Annotated in this window: 14 protein-coding genes, 1 tRNA gene and 4 pseudogenes; 9 read left to right on the top strand and 10 right to left on the bottom strand. The window is 50.9% G+C overall.

Features of this window, described 5'->3' with window-relative positions; genetic code table 11:
* The first annotated feature begins 132 nt into the window (after nt 1-132).
* Nucleotides 133-1,227 (top strand): ABC transporter substrate-binding protein, encoded by a 1,095-nt coding sequence (locus FYJ45_RS21055; protein WP_235930930.1) that lies wholly within the window; start codon nt 133-135, stop codon nt 1,225-1,227.
* Between the two features lie 140 nt (nt 1,228-1,367).
* Entirely contained in the window at nt 1,368-1,529 is a 162-nt protein-coding gene (locus FYJ45_RS21050) for an HPr family phosphocarrier protein (protein WP_235930929.1), read from the top strand.
* A 149-nt stretch (nt 1,530-1,678) separates the two neighbouring features.
* Here the strand turns inward: FYJ45_RS21050 and FYJ45_RS21045 are convergent, their stop codons facing one another.
* Complete coding sequence (locus FYJ45_RS21045; RefSeq protein ID WP_154467099.1) at nt 1,679-2,503, bottom strand: AraC family transcriptional regulator; 825 nt, start codon at nt 2,501-2,503, stop codon at nt 1,679-1,681.
* Nucleotides 2,504-3,129: 626 nt separating this feature from the next.
* Between FYJ45_RS21045 and FYJ45_RS33270 the strand changes: the two are divergent.
* A pseudogene (locus tag FYJ45_RS33270) lies at nt 3,130-3,704 on the top strand (sulfatase); the annotation flags it as partial.
* A 50-nt stretch (nt 3,705-3,754) separates the two neighbouring features.
* Here the strand turns inward: FYJ45_RS33270 and trxB are convergent.
* Complete coding sequence (trxB, locus tag FYJ45_RS21035; protein ID WP_154467098.1) at nt 3,755-4,669, bottom strand: thioredoxin-disulfide reductase; 915 nt, start codon at nt 4,667-4,669, stop codon at nt 3,755-3,757.
* Nucleotides 4,670-4,702: 33 nt separating this feature from the next.
* Complete coding sequence (trxA, locus tag FYJ45_RS21030) at nt 4,703-5,029, bottom strand: thioredoxin (RefSeq protein WP_154467097.1); 327 nt, start codon at nt 5,027-5,029, stop codon at nt 4,703-4,705.
* A gap of 286 nt (nt 5,030-5,315) precedes the next feature.
* On the opposite strand from trxA, the gene FYJ45_RS21025 reads away from it, so the two are divergent.
* Both FYJ45_RS21025 and FYJ45_RS21020 read left to right on the top strand, forming a co-directional pair.
* Complete coding sequence (locus tag FYJ45_RS21025) at nt 5,316-6,752, top strand: spore germination protein (protein ID WP_154467096.1); 1,437 nt, start codon at nt 5,316-5,318, stop codon at nt 6,750-6,752.
* A 97-nt stretch (nt 6,753-6,849) separates the two neighbouring features.
* A complete protein-coding gene (locus FYJ45_RS21020) occupies nt 6,850-7,518 on the top strand; it encodes a hypothetical protein (RefSeq protein WP_102286802.1) in 669 nt (222 codons plus the stop codon).
* Nucleotides 7,519-7,577: 59 nt separating this feature from the next.
* Here the strand turns inward: FYJ45_RS21020 and FYJ45_RS21015 are convergent, their stop codons facing one another.
* From FYJ45_RS21015 to FYJ45_RS33260, 7 genes and pseudogenes are all read right to left on the bottom strand, one after another.
* Complete coding sequence (locus FYJ45_RS21015) at nt 7,578-8,261, bottom strand: hypothetical protein (protein ID WP_276892659.1); 684 nt, start codon at nt 8,259-8,261, stop codon at nt 7,578-7,580.
* Entirely contained in the window at nt 8,197-8,940 is a 744-nt protein-coding gene (locus FYJ45_RS21010) for a hypothetical protein (protein WP_154467095.1), read from the bottom strand. Before FYJ45_RS21010 ends, FYJ45_RS21015 begins: the two co-directional genes overlap by 65 nt.
* Nucleotides 8,941-9,078: 138 nt before the next feature.
* Nucleotides 9,079-9,561 (bottom strand): hypothetical protein, encoded by a 483-nt coding sequence (locus tag FYJ45_RS21005; RefSeq protein ID WP_154467094.1) that lies wholly within the window; start codon nt 9,559-9,561, stop codon nt 9,079-9,081.
* Entirely contained in the window at nt 9,558-10,004 is a 447-nt protein-coding gene (locus FYJ45_RS21000; protein ID WP_334296514.1) for a P-loop NTPase family protein, read from the bottom strand. The genes FYJ45_RS21005 and FYJ45_RS21000 overlap by 4 nt, the downstream gene beginning before the upstream one ends.
* Nucleotides 10,005-10,061 (bottom strand): annotated as a pseudogene (locus FYJ45_RS33265) (hypothetical protein); the annotation flags it as partial.
* A gap of 455 nt (nt 10,062-10,516) precedes the next feature.
* Nucleotides 10,517-10,604 (bottom strand) — tRNA-Ser (locus FYJ45_RS20995).
* Between the two features lie 149 nt (nt 10,605-10,753).
* A pseudogene (locus tag FYJ45_RS33260) lies at nt 10,754-11,186 on the bottom strand (cation:proton antiporter); the annotation flags it as partial.
* 125 nt (nt 11,187-11,311) lie between these two features.
* Between FYJ45_RS33260 and FYJ45_RS32815 the strand changes: the two are divergent.
* From FYJ45_RS32815 to FYJ45_RS20965, 4 genes and pseudogenes are all read left to right on the top strand, one after another.
* Nucleotides 11,312-11,578, top strand: coding sequence for a LysR family transcriptional regulator (locus FYJ45_RS32815; protein ID WP_408609532.1), 267 nt, complete (start codon nt 11,312-11,314; stop codon nt 11,576-11,578).
* Nucleotides 11,579-11,580: 2 nt separating this feature from the next.
* Nucleotides 11,581-12,231, top strand: coding sequence for an extracellular solute-binding protein (locus FYJ45_RS20980; protein WP_154467093.1), 651 nt, complete (start codon nt 11,581-11,583; stop codon nt 12,229-12,231).
* 323 nt (nt 12,232-12,554) lie between these two features.
* Nucleotides 12,555-13,679: pseudogene (locus FYJ45_RS33255) on the top strand (ABC transporter substrate-binding protein); the annotation flags it as partial.
* 263 nt (nt 13,680-13,942) lie between these two features.
* Nucleotides 13,943-14,680, top strand: a complete 738-nt coding sequence (locus tag FYJ45_RS20965) for a carbohydrate ABC transporter permease (RefSeq protein WP_276892670.1) — start codon at nt 13,943-13,945, stop codon at nt 14,678-14,680.
* Nucleotides 14,681-14,688: the final 8 nt, after the last annotated feature.

Genomic DNA, 14,688 nt, shown 5'->3' with positions numbered 1-14,688 from the left:
TCCCTTCTTTCATACGGATATGATATACTTTTAGTAACTATTCAACAGGCCAGCGCTTTGCGCTGACCGTAAGAAAATGATTCAGTTAGTAACTATCCGGCTGGTCCGCTGCAGGAGACAGGGAGATTGAAAATGAACGTCAGAAAAATCGGGTTGAGGACAGGCATGGCATTTCTTCTTATATTGCTGCTTTTTACGGCAGGCTGCGGCAGACAGGCGCAGGAGGAGGAAAGCGCACCTGAAAAAACGGTGGTAACGCTCTGGCATTACTGGGATATCCCAGCCTGCCAGCAGACTCTTACGAAGCTGGTGAAGACATTTAACGCATCCCAGGATCGCATTACGGTGGAAATAAAATATGTACCGGATGAGGATTTTAAGAAACAGCTTGCCCTGAGCATGGCGGACGGAACCATGCCAGACATTGCGGTGGTGGATTCCTCGGATTTCCGGTTTTCCCATAATATGAAGCACTTTGCGGATTTGACAGGGAAGCTGGAGGTGCTTCCCGAATATCTGCCCCAGGCGATGGAACCCTGTGAAATTGACGGAAGGGTTTACGGCCTTCCCTTTGGAATGAACTGTCCGGCGCTGATTTACAATAAACAGATGCTGGAGGAGGCAGGCTACGCTGTGCCTGCAACCTGGGAGGAATTCTGCGATACGGCGGTCCGTACCACAAACGAATCCCACTACGGGTTTGCAGTGGCGGGAATACAGAGTGAGGAAAGCCTGTATGCCTTTCTTCCAGTGCTGTGGTCTATGGGAGGGGATGTGACGCGGATAGACAGTGAAGCGGGCAGAAACGCATTCAGCCTCCTTGGGACGCTTTCGGAACAGGGCGTTTTAAACAGACTGAGCGTGAGCATGACGCTGGCGGATGTGATGCATCAGTTTTCCAAGGGAAAGACGGCGATGATGTTCAATACCTGCATGACAGTGGGGTATATCCGCAAAAACGCGCCGGATATAGAATTCGGCATTGCCCCCATTCCCTTGGACGGGGAAAGGATAACCACGGTAGGAGGCGAAATCATGGCCGTATCGGAGGATGGACATGTGGAAGAGGCGCTGGAGTTTATGCGCTACCTGGCAGAACCCCGGAGGATGCAGTCCTATATGGATGATTTCGGCTTCCTTGCCCCAAGGGATGACGTCATGGAAAAGCAGTTTCCCGACGACGAAGAGCGCAGAGCTTTTGTAGGGCTGTTTCAAACGGCCAGATGAAGGGAATTTGCACCCTGGTGGCCCAGCGTATCAGGAACGGTGACCGAAGCCATGGAAAATGTCATTCTTGGGGCCGGCGTGGAGGAAACCTTAAAGGAAGCGGAGGAAACCATTACGCTCCTGCTGCAGGAGGTATTGAAATGAAATCAGTTAATATTTATCTGGAAAATGCAGCGGCAGCAGAATCCTTCGTACAGACCATGAGACAGTTCGAAGGAGAATATGACCTGGCTCTCGGAAGCTATACTGTGGATGCCAAATCCATCCTGGGCGTATTCGCCTTGGTATCGGAAAAACTCTGAACCTGGTATTTGTGAACTCCAAAGGAGAAGACGAGGATGTATTGAATGCAGTGGAACGTTACCGTATGGCTGCATAAATACGATTTGTATAATTAACAGTTTCCCCCAAACAAAGACGGTTCCCCGGTTTTCCGGGGAACCGTCTTTGATCATTGAGGAATCCATATCTCCACCAGGCAGGTATCCTCCGCGTCGTTCCAGGACACATATTTTTCAATGGTGGGAAGCGGGCCCTTATGAAACCTGCTGGAGGGCAGAAACTCCGTGTTAATCTGGCTCCAGACATTTCCCAGCGTATTGTCCGAAATCTTACCGCTTGCCTCGAACTTCAGCCAGGTGGTTGCAGGATATTGGTACACACTGTACTCATCCCCGTCGTAATCCTCACATTCCACGGCGCACATATAGTCGTTGTTTCCCTCATCGTCAAAACCGAAGCATAATCCCAGGTCAAAGAAGCTGCCGGTAAGCGAACGGATCCGGTCATTGCTGCCGTCGCTCTTTACGATGGCCCAGGTACCGCCGCCGTAGGGCGTAATCCTCCTTATACCGATGACCTGAAAGGCTTCTCTCTCCACTACGCTGTAATTCATTTTTTCTATCCCCCTGATATTAATTTCAAAAGTGAGGCGGCAGTAAAACACCAGACTGGGGTTGGATTTTCTGACCTCCGCAGGAGTAATGCCGTACAGGTTTTTAAACGCCACCCGGAAGGCATCATCCGACTGGTAGCCATAATCCATTGCGATGTCAAGTAGCTTTCTGTCAGTATTCAACAGCTCATATGCCGCCATGGTCAGCCGCCGCCTTCTCACATATTCTGAAAAAGGAATCCCCACAATCTGTGAAAAAGAGCTCTGAAACATGGAATACGGACATGCCGCAATTTTGCTGATTTCTTCTTCGGAAATCTCTCCGTGTACCGAATCCTCCACATAATCCATCACCTTGTTAAGCCTTGTCGTCCAATCCATTGTCCCTCTGTCTCCTCCTTACCTTCAGTATATCCAAACTGCAGAATTCCGCCCGATAATTATACAGTTAATTTTAACGGATATGAGAGGAAAAGGAAAGCATATTCTCCCCGGGATCCAGGTGGGGCGCAGGATAAACGCATCAGCGTAGGCGACGCCCTTCCCGCCGTCCGAGGCTGCGGCTGCCGGCCGTCTTTTTCCCGGACGAGATGGGGGTGTTGTCCGATCCAGTTTCAAAAACGGGGTATTTCTAACTGTCCCGGTAAACCAGAATTCCGCCAACGCGGCCAGAACTCCTCTCGCAGCGACTTACGTCTGCTGCGTTCGTCAGACAGGCCGCTAAGGACGGCAAAATTCTGGCCTCCCGGGACAGTAAGAAATATCCGCCGTTTTTTCTTATGGTTCGGACAACACCCCCATCTCGTCCGGGAAAAAGATCCGGCAGCCGCAGCCTCGGACGACGGGAAGGGCATCGCCTACGCTGATGCGTTTATCTTGAAGTGGGGCATGTCCTGTAACCGGAAAAGAATGGAATTGTGGAATCGGGGAAACGATGGTAGACTAAAATATCAGATTAAAGATTATTATAATTCAATTGCTGCAAATTAATAAGGATGGGAAAAATTATGAAAGCAATCATGGTAATGTACGATTCCCTGAACCGTCACATGCTTTCCCCATACGGCTGTGACTGGACACAAACCCCGAATTTCAAACGCCTTGCGGACCGCTGCGTCACGTTTGACAAATGCTATGTGGGAAGCCTTACCTGTATGCCGCACGGCGGGAAATCCACACAGGACGTTACAATTTCCTGCACAGAAGCTGGGGCCCCATGGAACCCTACGATGATTCCATGCCGGAAATCCTGAAGAAAAACGGCATTTACAGCCATCTGAACAGCGACCACTATCATTATTGGGAGGATGGAGGCTGCACCTATCATAACAGATACAGCAGCTGGGAAAATGTGCGCGGTCAGGAGGGGGATCACTGGAAGGCCTGCGTAGGTGAGAAAGAACTGCCTCTGCATCTGGGAGAGTGCGTTAAGCAGGACATGGTGAACCGGGAATACGCGGATACCGTGGAAAAAATGGCACAGACCCAAACCTTCCAGGCCGGAATCGAATTCCTGGACAGAAACCATAAAAGCGATAACTGGTTCCTTCAGGTGGAGACCTTTGACCCTCACGGGCCCTTTAACTGCCTGTTCGGGCGCAATAAATTCCTGCGCCTGGCAGAATCCTTTCATTACATCAGATATTCTTCAACAAAATGGGAAGCCGTAGCGCCGTCCGCCGCCGCGGTAACTATCTGCCTGAGCGGTTTGGTACGCACGTCCCCCACGGCAAACACGCCCGGAATGCTGGTGCGCGTCGTTTCATCTGCGATGATATAACCCTGGGGATCAAGCTCGATCTGCCCGCGGAAAAACTCCGTATCCGGAACGCGCCCGATTGCCACGAAAACTCCGTCAACAGGAATATCCCTTATGCTTTGATCCTTTACGTTTTCGATCCGTACGCCGTTCACCCGTTTGTCATGAAGGATTTCTATAATCCTGCTGTTCCATAAGAATTCCACGCCGCTTTTTTCCAAAGGCTCCTGATAGATCCTGGATGCCCTCAGGCTGTCACGGCGGTGGACCAGATATACCTTGCTGCATATCTTGGAGAGGAACAGGGCATCCGTCGCCGCGCTGTTGCCGCCGCCGGCTACGATGACCGTTTTATTTTTGTACATCTGCCCGTCGCAGGTGGCGCAGTAGGCAACGCCCCTTCCGCGCAATGCGTTTTCTTCGGAGAGTCCCAACAGCCTGGGAGATGCGCCTGTGGCTATAATAACGGTGCCTGCGTTTATCACGCCTGAGGTTGTGGTGATCTGTTTTGGAGTGGAGGCCAAATCCACGGACACGACCTCGTCGAATTCCGTTTTCACGCCGAAACGCTCCGCGCCCCGCTGCATTTTTTCACCCAGCTCAAAGCCATCTATCCCTTCGTCAAATCCGGGGTAATTGTCCACCTGGCCGGTGGTTGCCATCTGGCCGCCCGGCGACAGCTTTTCCAGCACCAGGACGGAATAGCCGCTTCTGACACAGTATAATGCCGCGGAATAACCGCCGGGGCCGCCTCCTATGATAGCTACGTCTGTATAATCTGATTTCATGGAAGACTCCTTTCTTTTTTCAGCATGACCGCTTTATTCCACACCGTTTTCCTTCAGCCATTCCGTTACCTGGCCTCTGGACTGGGGAGCGATAATCACTGAGGGTTCCTTTCCCTTTTGGAACAGCATCAGCGTGGGGATGGTCTCCACCGCGTATTTTTCCGCAAGCTCAGGTTCATCGTCAATATTGATTTTGCCGATCACAAGACGGCCTTCATAAGCTCCGTCAAGCTGATCTACCACAGGGCTTAACCTGCGGCAGTAACCGCACCAGGGCGCCCAGAAATCCACCATAACCGGAAGATCGGACTGCAGTACCTCTTTTTCAAAATTTGCTTTTCCTATAGTAGTAATAGACATAAATAAGCCTCCTTTTATCTTTTGTAAATTGTTGTTTGGTTTCTGTAAAAATTGCAATTACAGTTTATGCTGTAACTATAGTATATACAGTAATGCTTGTCAATAGTAAATCTTTAAAAAGCAGAAAATATATAAAAAGTAAAAATATAATAAAAGTGCAAAAACAGGTCTTAGGAACAAAAGAATAGAGTTTCCGCCGCCGGCACATACTATCCTGTAGGAAAAAATAAGAAACTGTCCACATGGCAAAGCAGTTACGAAAATAAAAATAGAGGATAAGCCCATTATGAATAAGCTATCAGAAAATATTGACGACAACATACAAACGGCAGGAGAGCTTTTTCCCATTGGAACCAGCTTCGATCTCATCACAAGGGATCTGTATTTGGGCGATACCAGGGGCTACTGGATAGGAATCAACGGATTCTGCAAAACAGAAATCCTGCAGCAGATTTTTTCCGATCTGCAGAACCCTCTCTATATGAAGGATTCCGTCGTGGAAAATATACAGAATTATATGAATGCCAGAATCGGGTACGCACAGGCAAGCCTTACGGATGACTGGGATACAATCGTTAGAAACGTTCTCAGCGGCCCTTCCGTTCTGCTGATAGATGGTTTTGCCCAGGCGATCATCCTGGATGTGCGTTCCTATCCGACCCGCGGCATCGACGAACCGGATACGGAGAAGGTGACGAGAGGATCACGCGACGGTTTTGTGGAAACCATGCTGTTTAATACCAACCTGATACGCCGGAGAATCCGTTCTCCCCAGCTTACCTTTGAAATACAGAATGTCGGCACGGAAAGCAAAACCGATGTGGCAATCGCCTATATAAAGGGCTATATAAACGAGGAGCTTCTTGATACCCTGAGGAAAAAGCTTCAAAGCCTGCAGGTAACCTCCCTTACAATGGGCTCCAAGAGCCTGGAGGAGCTGCTTGTGCATAAAAGATGGTATAACCCGCTTCCATGCATACACAGCACGGAGCGTCCCGATGTGGCCTGCAGTTATCTGATGGAAGGTTATCTGCTTTTGATTGTGGACAATTCCCCGGAGGCGCTGATTCTGCCCTGCACACTTTTCCAGTTTACCCAAAGCCCGGAGGATTATTATAAAAGCCCGATTGTGGGTAGTTATTTCAGGCTTGTGCGCTTTGTCTGCATTTTTATCAGTCTGCTCCTGATGCCCATTTTCCTGCTGATAACCGCTTATTACCCGGATATTACAGAAAAGTGGCAGCTGCTGGCAGACGGCACGCTTCCGGCGCCGACCCTGATTTTTTATGTGCTGGTAGTGGAATTTGGCCTGGACCTGTTCAAGTATTCCGCCTCGCTCAGTTCCAGCCGGTTTGCCGGCTCCCTGTCTATTGTGGGAGGGCTGATTATCGGGGACATTGCCGTCAGCCTGAACTGGGCTACGGTGGAGGTCCTTTTCTATGCCGCGGTGACCCTTCTTACCAGCCTTTCCCTTTCCAGCATGGAATTCAGCGACGCCGTCCGGGTGTACCGCATCTTTTTGATACTGATGACTGCGGTCTTTAGACTTTGGGGGTTTGTGGGAGGTCTGATACTGGTAATCCTCTCCGCCGTCACGACCCCCACCTTTGCGGGCACAAGCTATTTGTGGCCGCTTTATCCCTTTAACTGGGCGGCGCTGAAAACGCTGCTGTTCCGATATCCTACCTTCCGCGCACAGCCCAGCAAAATCTGGAAGCATTGACTTATACGGGGCGCATGGTACTATGAAAAGGAAGCGATAACCGTCTTGACCCTCCCCTGCGGGGGAGGGTGTATCCTCAAAGCAGGAGGAAAATGCTATGGAAAGAGAAGAACTGCTGGAAAAGCTGAGAAAAAAAGACCCGGCGGAGAGCTATGCCGCACAGGTATATGAAGAACATATTTTGCTTACGGATCTGCTGGACATCCTGGAAACGGAAAAAACAGCCGCCAAATATATGGCGGAGAAGATTGTGCGTTACATAAGCGAAGACAGGCCGCAGCTATTGTACCCCTGTTTTGACCGGCTTTTTGCCCTCCTGGACAGCGATAATGCATTTATCCGCCTGGGGGTCATCCTGTCCGTCCCCAATCTGCTGGAGCTGGATTCGCAGACGGAAAGAAAATGGGAAAATTGCGCCGGGCGCTACCTGCGTCTGCTGGATACGGATGATATTGCGGTGTTCGGAAATGTCGTACAAAGCGTTCCCAGGATTCTGAAGGCCTATCCGGAAGCGGCGGATACGGTGCTTCCACGCCTCCTGGAAACAGACAGCCATAATTTTTACAGGAAACAGGAGCTTTCCCCGGAATGCAGAAACGTGGCTGTCGGCCATGTGATCGACTGCTTTTCCGTCCTCTTATGCCTGCCCGGCTATCAGGAGAAAATGATTGCCTTTGCGGAAAGAAACCGTGACAATGAAAGAAAACAGGTGCGTGGAAAGATTGCCAGGTTTCTGAAGTACGCCAAAGGGCGGGAAAAAGCGTAACGCTTGACAAAGTGCAGCCGTTACGGCAGATTCCCCGCGATGCAGCCTGAGCAGAAAGCTCAGGAAGCCTTTTTCCGCCTACATATGGCCAGAAGGAGAAAAGCAGCTCCGGCGAGAAGGAATATGACCTTTGATACAAGCATGCCTGCCGGCAAGGAAAATGCCGGATCAGGCAGCCCCAGGGTGAGCGGATATTCCGTAAAGAAGGAATATCCGTAAAGATCAAGCTTCATAGGAAGAGGGACAAATCCCGCTGCGAGGGCGAACGCCATCAGCACAAACATCAGGAGGGAGTGTATATGTCCGACCCGCAGCCCTAGGCCTGTCAGGAACACAAGTGATGGCAGCAGTGCTAAGGCGGCCGTCAGCAGCAGCATTCTCACCGGCACGCTGCCGCCAAACAACGCCGTCAGAAAGACGATTCCCAGGGCTGTGACGCTCAGCGCCAGCAGGAGCCAGGCCGTGACCGCGGCGGCGCATTTTACCAGAAGATACCGTCCGGGAGGCACGGGAGTGGAATCCGTGAGGATCCAGAACCGTCTGGATTTTTCATTGCACTGGTTCCATTGGAAAAACAGCAGCGCCACGCCCAGAAGCGGCAGGAGGCGGGTCAGATAAGCGCCGAAGCTCCAGGGGGAAAACGGAGCCGTATGGGCCGCGCCCCGGATGGTAGCGGTCTTAAGCGTATTCCAGCCGAAAAACAGACATACCGCCAGCAGGCCCCAGAAGAATTTGCTCCGCACGGTTCTGCGCAGTTCGTATAAATTGGTGCCTGGCACTGTAGAAGAATTCTACGTTCAGCCCTGCGGCGTCAATCTGCTCGGAAATGTAATCCCCGGCATAGAGTATCAGGCTCCAGCCCGCATCGTGCAGAACCCATTGCGTGGAACCGTTTTCAGTTTTTTCCGCTTCCACTTCGCCTGTGCCAAAAAGAACCGGCCGCAGCCCGTCAGGCAGGGCGATCCTGGCCGTAAGGGGCGCCTGTTCCCTGGTGCCCTCCGCAAAATCCCGCGGCATAGGCGAAAAATCCTGATGGGCAAGATAGATATAGTCATCGCTGATTTCAGTTTCTCCCTGATACAGGGACATAATATTCCATTCCTTTGGGAATCCGCCGCGGGAGAGAGAAGGCTGCGCGTCCACGGTAATGGCGGAATAGGTCACGTGCTCGTTATAGTCAAAGTCGTAGTGTGCATCGTAATCAATTTCTTTTTCACTATGATCGATAAAGGGCTGTTTCGTGTAGACCAGAAAGCTCGCCGCCGCCAGTACAACGGACAGTACGGGAAGATAAAACTTTCTTGCATTCCGTACCAGGGAACCGAAGGTGCCTTTGCCATATCGCCTGGTACACAACAGGCACAGACACCAGAGCCCGCCCAGTGCCAGCAGCCAGAAAAGCCGATTCCAGCCAAGGGACATAAGCCTCCGCAGGTTGCCAAAATCGTCGGAAAGATAAGCCAGAGCAGGATTTACCCACCGCAGAAGCCAGTTTTCGGACCAGGCGGTCAGGCTTAAGAGGAAAAAGCCTGTGAAGGCAACCAGTGTGATGTCCAGCCTTCACACGAGCTGATAGGCTGAAGCGGTAAAAAGGATGGCAAACCAGAGCGCGGGCAGAATTACCAGCAGATAGACTGCCGCACACAGGCCCGGCCGGAATATGGCGCCGGTTAACGCAGCCGTAATGGGGAGCCATATTAACACAGCAGCTATAACGGCAGCGGCGGCGGCCGTCAGCAGGGCCAGCGTCCGGGAGGCCTCCGCAGCGAGAGGGGAAACCATGGAATCCGTCAGGACATCGGTGCGGCTGCGGTGGACACGGTCCAGCTCCAGAACGGTGAGCAGCGCAAAAATCAACGCGCCGGCCAGCGCACCTGCCAGGGCGGGATTGGCGAGAAAGGTACAGTTCAGCGAACCGGAGAGAGGGCTGTAGAGCGTAAGGCCAAGCACCGGCGCGGCTATGGTAATACCGAGAGCTGCGCCGGTCAGCCTGCTTCTGAAAAGCCGTTCCAGCTCCACCCGGAAGAGAGAATGGAATTTCATTGTGTTTTTCCCTCCTGTGTGATGAGATATAAATAAGCGTCCACCAAAGTGGGTTCCACGCTGCGGGCTTCCTGAGGCAGAACCTCCGCCACGCCCCGGCACAGCACGCCCTCCGCTGTATTGACCCGTGAAATGATGCGGAGTGCTGAAGTTTTTTCACCCCCGCCCTGTTCCAGGAATACCCCTACATGTCCCCTGGCCTGCAGAACCAATTCCTCAGGCCTTCCGATAAACAGAATCTGCCACCGGTCAATCACAATGAGCCGGTCGCATACGGACTGTACATCCTCGATGATATGTGTGGAAAGCAATACCAGCTTATCCTGCGCTGTCTGGGAGAAAAATTTACGGAAACGGATACGCTCCTCCGGATCCAGGCCGACCGTAGGTTCATCTAAAATAAGAAACTCCGGCGTGCCCAGCAGCACCTGTGCAATTCCCACACTCTGGCGCTGTCCTCCTGACAGGGTTTTGATACGCGCCTTCCTCTTTTCCTCCAGGCCGGTAGCCAGGATAGCGGATTCGATAGCGGCCTTACTGTCACCATGCCTATAAGGCTGGGACTTTCCAGCGTCAGGCTGATATCCTTTAAAGCCTGCCTGCCGTTAGGATAGATCATGCTTAAGTGGTTTAGATTAATTCGCATGGATAAATTCCTTTCTGCTCTTTCTGTTTCTGAAGGAGTACTACTTGCTTTTGTTATACTTAAGAGTATAGTAGCTGTTTCTTAAAAAATGATCTTCATAATTCTTAATAAAAACTGACAATTGGGAGTTGGGGCATATTTTTCTAACAGGGACGCAGGATATAGGAGGAAAGCCTGGAGTTCAATCTATGCTTTCGTTAAAGGCAGCATCATTGTTAACCAGGACAACAGAGGAATGCCTGAAAGTATGCAGAAAATAAAAAACAGATAATAAAAAAAGCCGCCGGTATCTACCGACAGCTTATTCAGCGGAGATGGTGGGATTCGAACCCACGTGCCCAGTTAAGGACAAAACGATTTCGAGTCGTTCTCGTTATGGCCGCTTCGATACATCTCCGGACATACTGAGTGCTGCCGTAACCGGCAGCACTTATATTCTATAGTAATTTTTCGTATTCTGCAAGTGGTAAATTTCAATTCTGCGGTCGGATTTGCACTTTTGGCAGATGTTCAGTCCCTTCAGAGTTACCATTTTTACGTCACAGTTTACCCCGCATTCTTAACCGGTTTTTTCCCGGGATACTTTTTTACCTTTTCCTTCCCCGTATTCCTGTCGGCTTTCGGCTTTGTTTCCCTCTTGATTGTTCCGGAAAGGAAGAAGGAAAGCTTTGCGCTGGCCGGCCCCACCAGCTCATAGAGAACAGAGGAGGATAAAATAATGGTCAGCAGAAGATTTCCGATTTCCGCAGGAAGCAGCCGCTGTCCCAGGAAAGCAAGGCCAATTGCCACCCCTGCCTGGGGAATCAGCGCCAGCCCCATATAATTTCGGTGGGAAGCCGGCATTTTAGTCAGGACGCAGCCCAGATACATTCCGCCGTACTTCCCGATGATGCGGAACAGAAAAAATGAAAAACATGAAAAGCACAGGAGGCGTAAAACGATCCACCTGACGGAACAGCTTCTTATCCGCACATCCATTATTCGGATATGGCCGCTGCTTCCGGCATTGATGACAGCCACCACCACACTGAAGGTAAGCAGGCCGGCCAGCAGAGATTCCCAAAGCGTAACGGTTACCACCTTCCAGCCCGTTTTCATTAAAACATCCTTTTTAAAAAACTTTCCCACGCCGAAAGCGATGAAGGCCAGCGCAATATCGCTCTCGTCACTCTTCTTACGGTTAATGAACTGAACAGTTTCACCAAAGCGGCGCAGAAGCTTTCGCTTACCCAGCCGGCTGCCAGCCAGCATGTCAGGCAGCTGGAGAAGGAGCTTGGGGTTACCATTTTTGTCCGCGGGGAGGGAAATCTCAAGCTGACGAGCGAAGGAGAAATCGTTATCAAGTACGCTAAAAGAATAGTAAGCCTGTAAACGTGGCAACCATCAAGGATTTGGTGCGCCGGGATTTCGGGCTTCCCGCCACAAAAGAGTTCCTGCAGCTGGTGGACAGACTCTACAACCAGGATCACAGCCATCCCAACCCCGTGGAAATGGAAGAAATCTACACCCTTGGCTATGAAGCCTTCCTGGACGGTGGAATCGGCATGATGATAAATGGTGACTGGACCATACAGATCCTTCAGAACCTGGAAGCCTCCGGGACCGTTAGCTGCCGCTGGGACGCGGCGCCGCTTCCCCTGTCGGAGGGCGTGGAACCGGGAACCTCTGTGGGGAGCAACTCCTACCTGGCGGTTTATTCCGGCAGCAGCTATCCGGAAAATGCCTTTGAATTCCTGGAGTTTGCCTGCGGAGAAGAAGGGGCCTCCATCCTGGCCTCCCACTACTGCTTCCCCTCCTATTTTACGGAAGAAGGCAGGGAAAGCTATAAGCAGAACGCAGGCACCATCCATGTGAACTTTTTCTTTGACGCCATCCTGCAGAATGAAGAAGGCAAGCACGTTCTGTATCAGGATCTGAGGGATATTTTTGATAAAGAAGCTGTCTCATACCTGAAAGGGGAAAAGACTCTGGATCAGACCATGAAGGATTACCTGAAGGAACGAAACAACCTGAACCGAAATTGAAGAAGGGCTGAAATTTCAACTCCCCCATTTTAACGCTTCACGTCAAGCGCATATATTTCAAAGAAAATACGCCTGATTACTGTTATTGCGTACATCAGTTTCAGAGGGAGGGTGTAGAAAAATTCATCCTCTTTTTGCAGTTCTGCTGTTGCACCCCAACTTTAAAATTTATGCCAAACGCCTGATTTACGGTAAAAACCGAAGAAATCAGGCGCTTTTTTTATGCCTGTAAGGTGTAGATTTTTTGTGACTTTTCAGAATGAATGTAAAAGCTATAATGAAAACATCAAGTGACTGGAAACAAAAGTTCAAAGGAGGACATTATGAAAAAGAAAGCATTAAGCATTCTTCTTACGGCTGCCATGGCAGTAACCCTGCTGGCAGAATGCGGAAGCTCTTCCGACAATGCAGGAAGCACCGCAGCATCAGGAGACACAACCGCAGAAAGCGCCGCAGGCTCAGAAGCTGCCGCAGGTTCTGATAAAACAGTAGTAAATTTCTACTACTCCACCGACCTGGAAAAAGTGGCACAGAAAGAAATCGAAGCATTTAACACTGCCAACAGCGACATTGAAGTGGTGGGACACAGCATCGCAGAAGGCGATTATGACGATAAGGTTAAGGTAATGACAGCAGGCGGCTCCACAGACGCCGACATCTACTGGGTACGTACCCCTGCGCAGATGGCACAGTATACCGCCAACGGCGCTTTTGTAAACCTTGCCCCCTATGCTGAGAAATCCGGCGTGGATCTTTCCCCCATCAAGGAAACCTCCCTTGCAGGCGTTACCGACGCTGACGGCGCCTTTTACGGATACCCCACAAGCGGTTCCTGCTGGATGCTTTTCTACAACAAGGAACTGTTTGATGCAAAAGGAATCGATTATCCTGAAAACCTCACATGGAACGAATACCTTGACCTGATTAAGGAGCTCACCGGTGAAGAAGGCGGAACCAAATACTGGGGCGGCCTGATGCCTATCTGGACTCCCACCTGGGCGCTGTCGCAGCAGGCGAATACCTGGATGACGAAAGCCTGACAAGAACCAAAGAATTTGCACAGATTCAGCACCGTATGTACGTGGATGACGCAAGCGCTCCCGGAATTGCAGAAATGACCTCCGGAACCTTTGACATCAAGGCGTACTTTGAAGCAGGAAATATTTACACCATGATCAACGGCGACTGGATGTTCCGGCTGATGGAAGCTGATTTTGAATGGGGCGCGGCGCCGCTGCCGATTTTCGACGGCGAACCGGAAGGCTCCAGCGTTGGACAGAGCTCCTACCTGGTAATCTCCTCCAACTTCAAGCATCCGGAAGAAGCATATAAATTCATCGAATACTATTGCACCACTCCTGAAGGAACCACCATCATTGCCCAGAACCATGATGTCCCTTCCCGCGCAATCCGGCACCTCTATTACAGGGGCGCCGGATTTTGCCGGGTAAACATCCGCTCTCCCGGACGGAGGGCGGCACACATGCACAGCTAATTTGCATGGCACAGCATGCAACAAAGGAGGGAATATGGCATCTTCCGTAAAAAAACAACCTAAAAAAAGGATGAGCAGGGCGGCAAGAAGAGAAGCTATCTCAGGTTACCTGTATCTGCTCCCCAATTTTATCGGATTTTTCAATTTACAGCAATCCCGATCATCCTGGGACTCTTAATCAGCTTCACTGACTACAACGGTTTCAAATGGAATTTTGTGGGACTGCACAACTACATCAAAATGTTCGGGGACTCCCAGTTCAAGGCGGCCCTGGTAAATAACCTGATTTACTCCCTGGTGAGCGTGCCGCTTACCATTGCTTTTTCATTGATTCTGGCCCTGGCCCTGAACCGGAAGCTGTTTGGCGGCGGATTTTTCAAGACCGTGTTCTTCTTCCCCAACCTGACCTCCATGGTAGCCATTGGCTGTATCGCCATGCTGCTGTTCCAGCCGGTAGACGGCCCCGTCAACCAGGTACTGCGCGGCATCGGCATTGCCCAGGAGCATCTTCCCAAATGGTTCATGTCCACAAAAACAGCGCTTTTAACGGTTATCATCGTCGTTGTGTGGAAGCAGGCCGGTTATTACATGATCATGTTCATGGGCGGGCTTAAGAGCATTCCCAACCATTTATATGAAGCGGCCCAAATCGACGGCGCCAACTCCTGGAAACTGTTCTGGCATGTGACCTGGCCCATGCTTTCCCCCACAACCTTCATGGTAACCATCCTCTGCTTTATCGCGTCCTTCCAGGTATTCGACATCATCAACGTTACCACGCAGGGCGGCCCCGGACGCTCCACCAGCGTGCTGGTATTCCGTATTTATAAAGAAGCCTTCGGAGAATGGAAGATGGGCTATGCATCGGCGATTGCATATTTCCTGTTTGTAATCATTCTGATCATAACACTGATTCAGTGGCAGGGTCAGAAAAACTGGGTAAACGAGGATTAAAGGAGGTT

Source organism: Eisenbergiella porci (genome assembly GCF_009696275.1).
GTDB classification, from domain to species: Bacteria; Bacillota; Clostridia; order Lachnospirales; family Lachnospiraceae; genus Eisenbergiella; species Eisenbergiella porci.
Note: the sequence above shows the minus strand (reverse complement) of the source record. Positions and strands in the feature narration are given on the sequence as shown.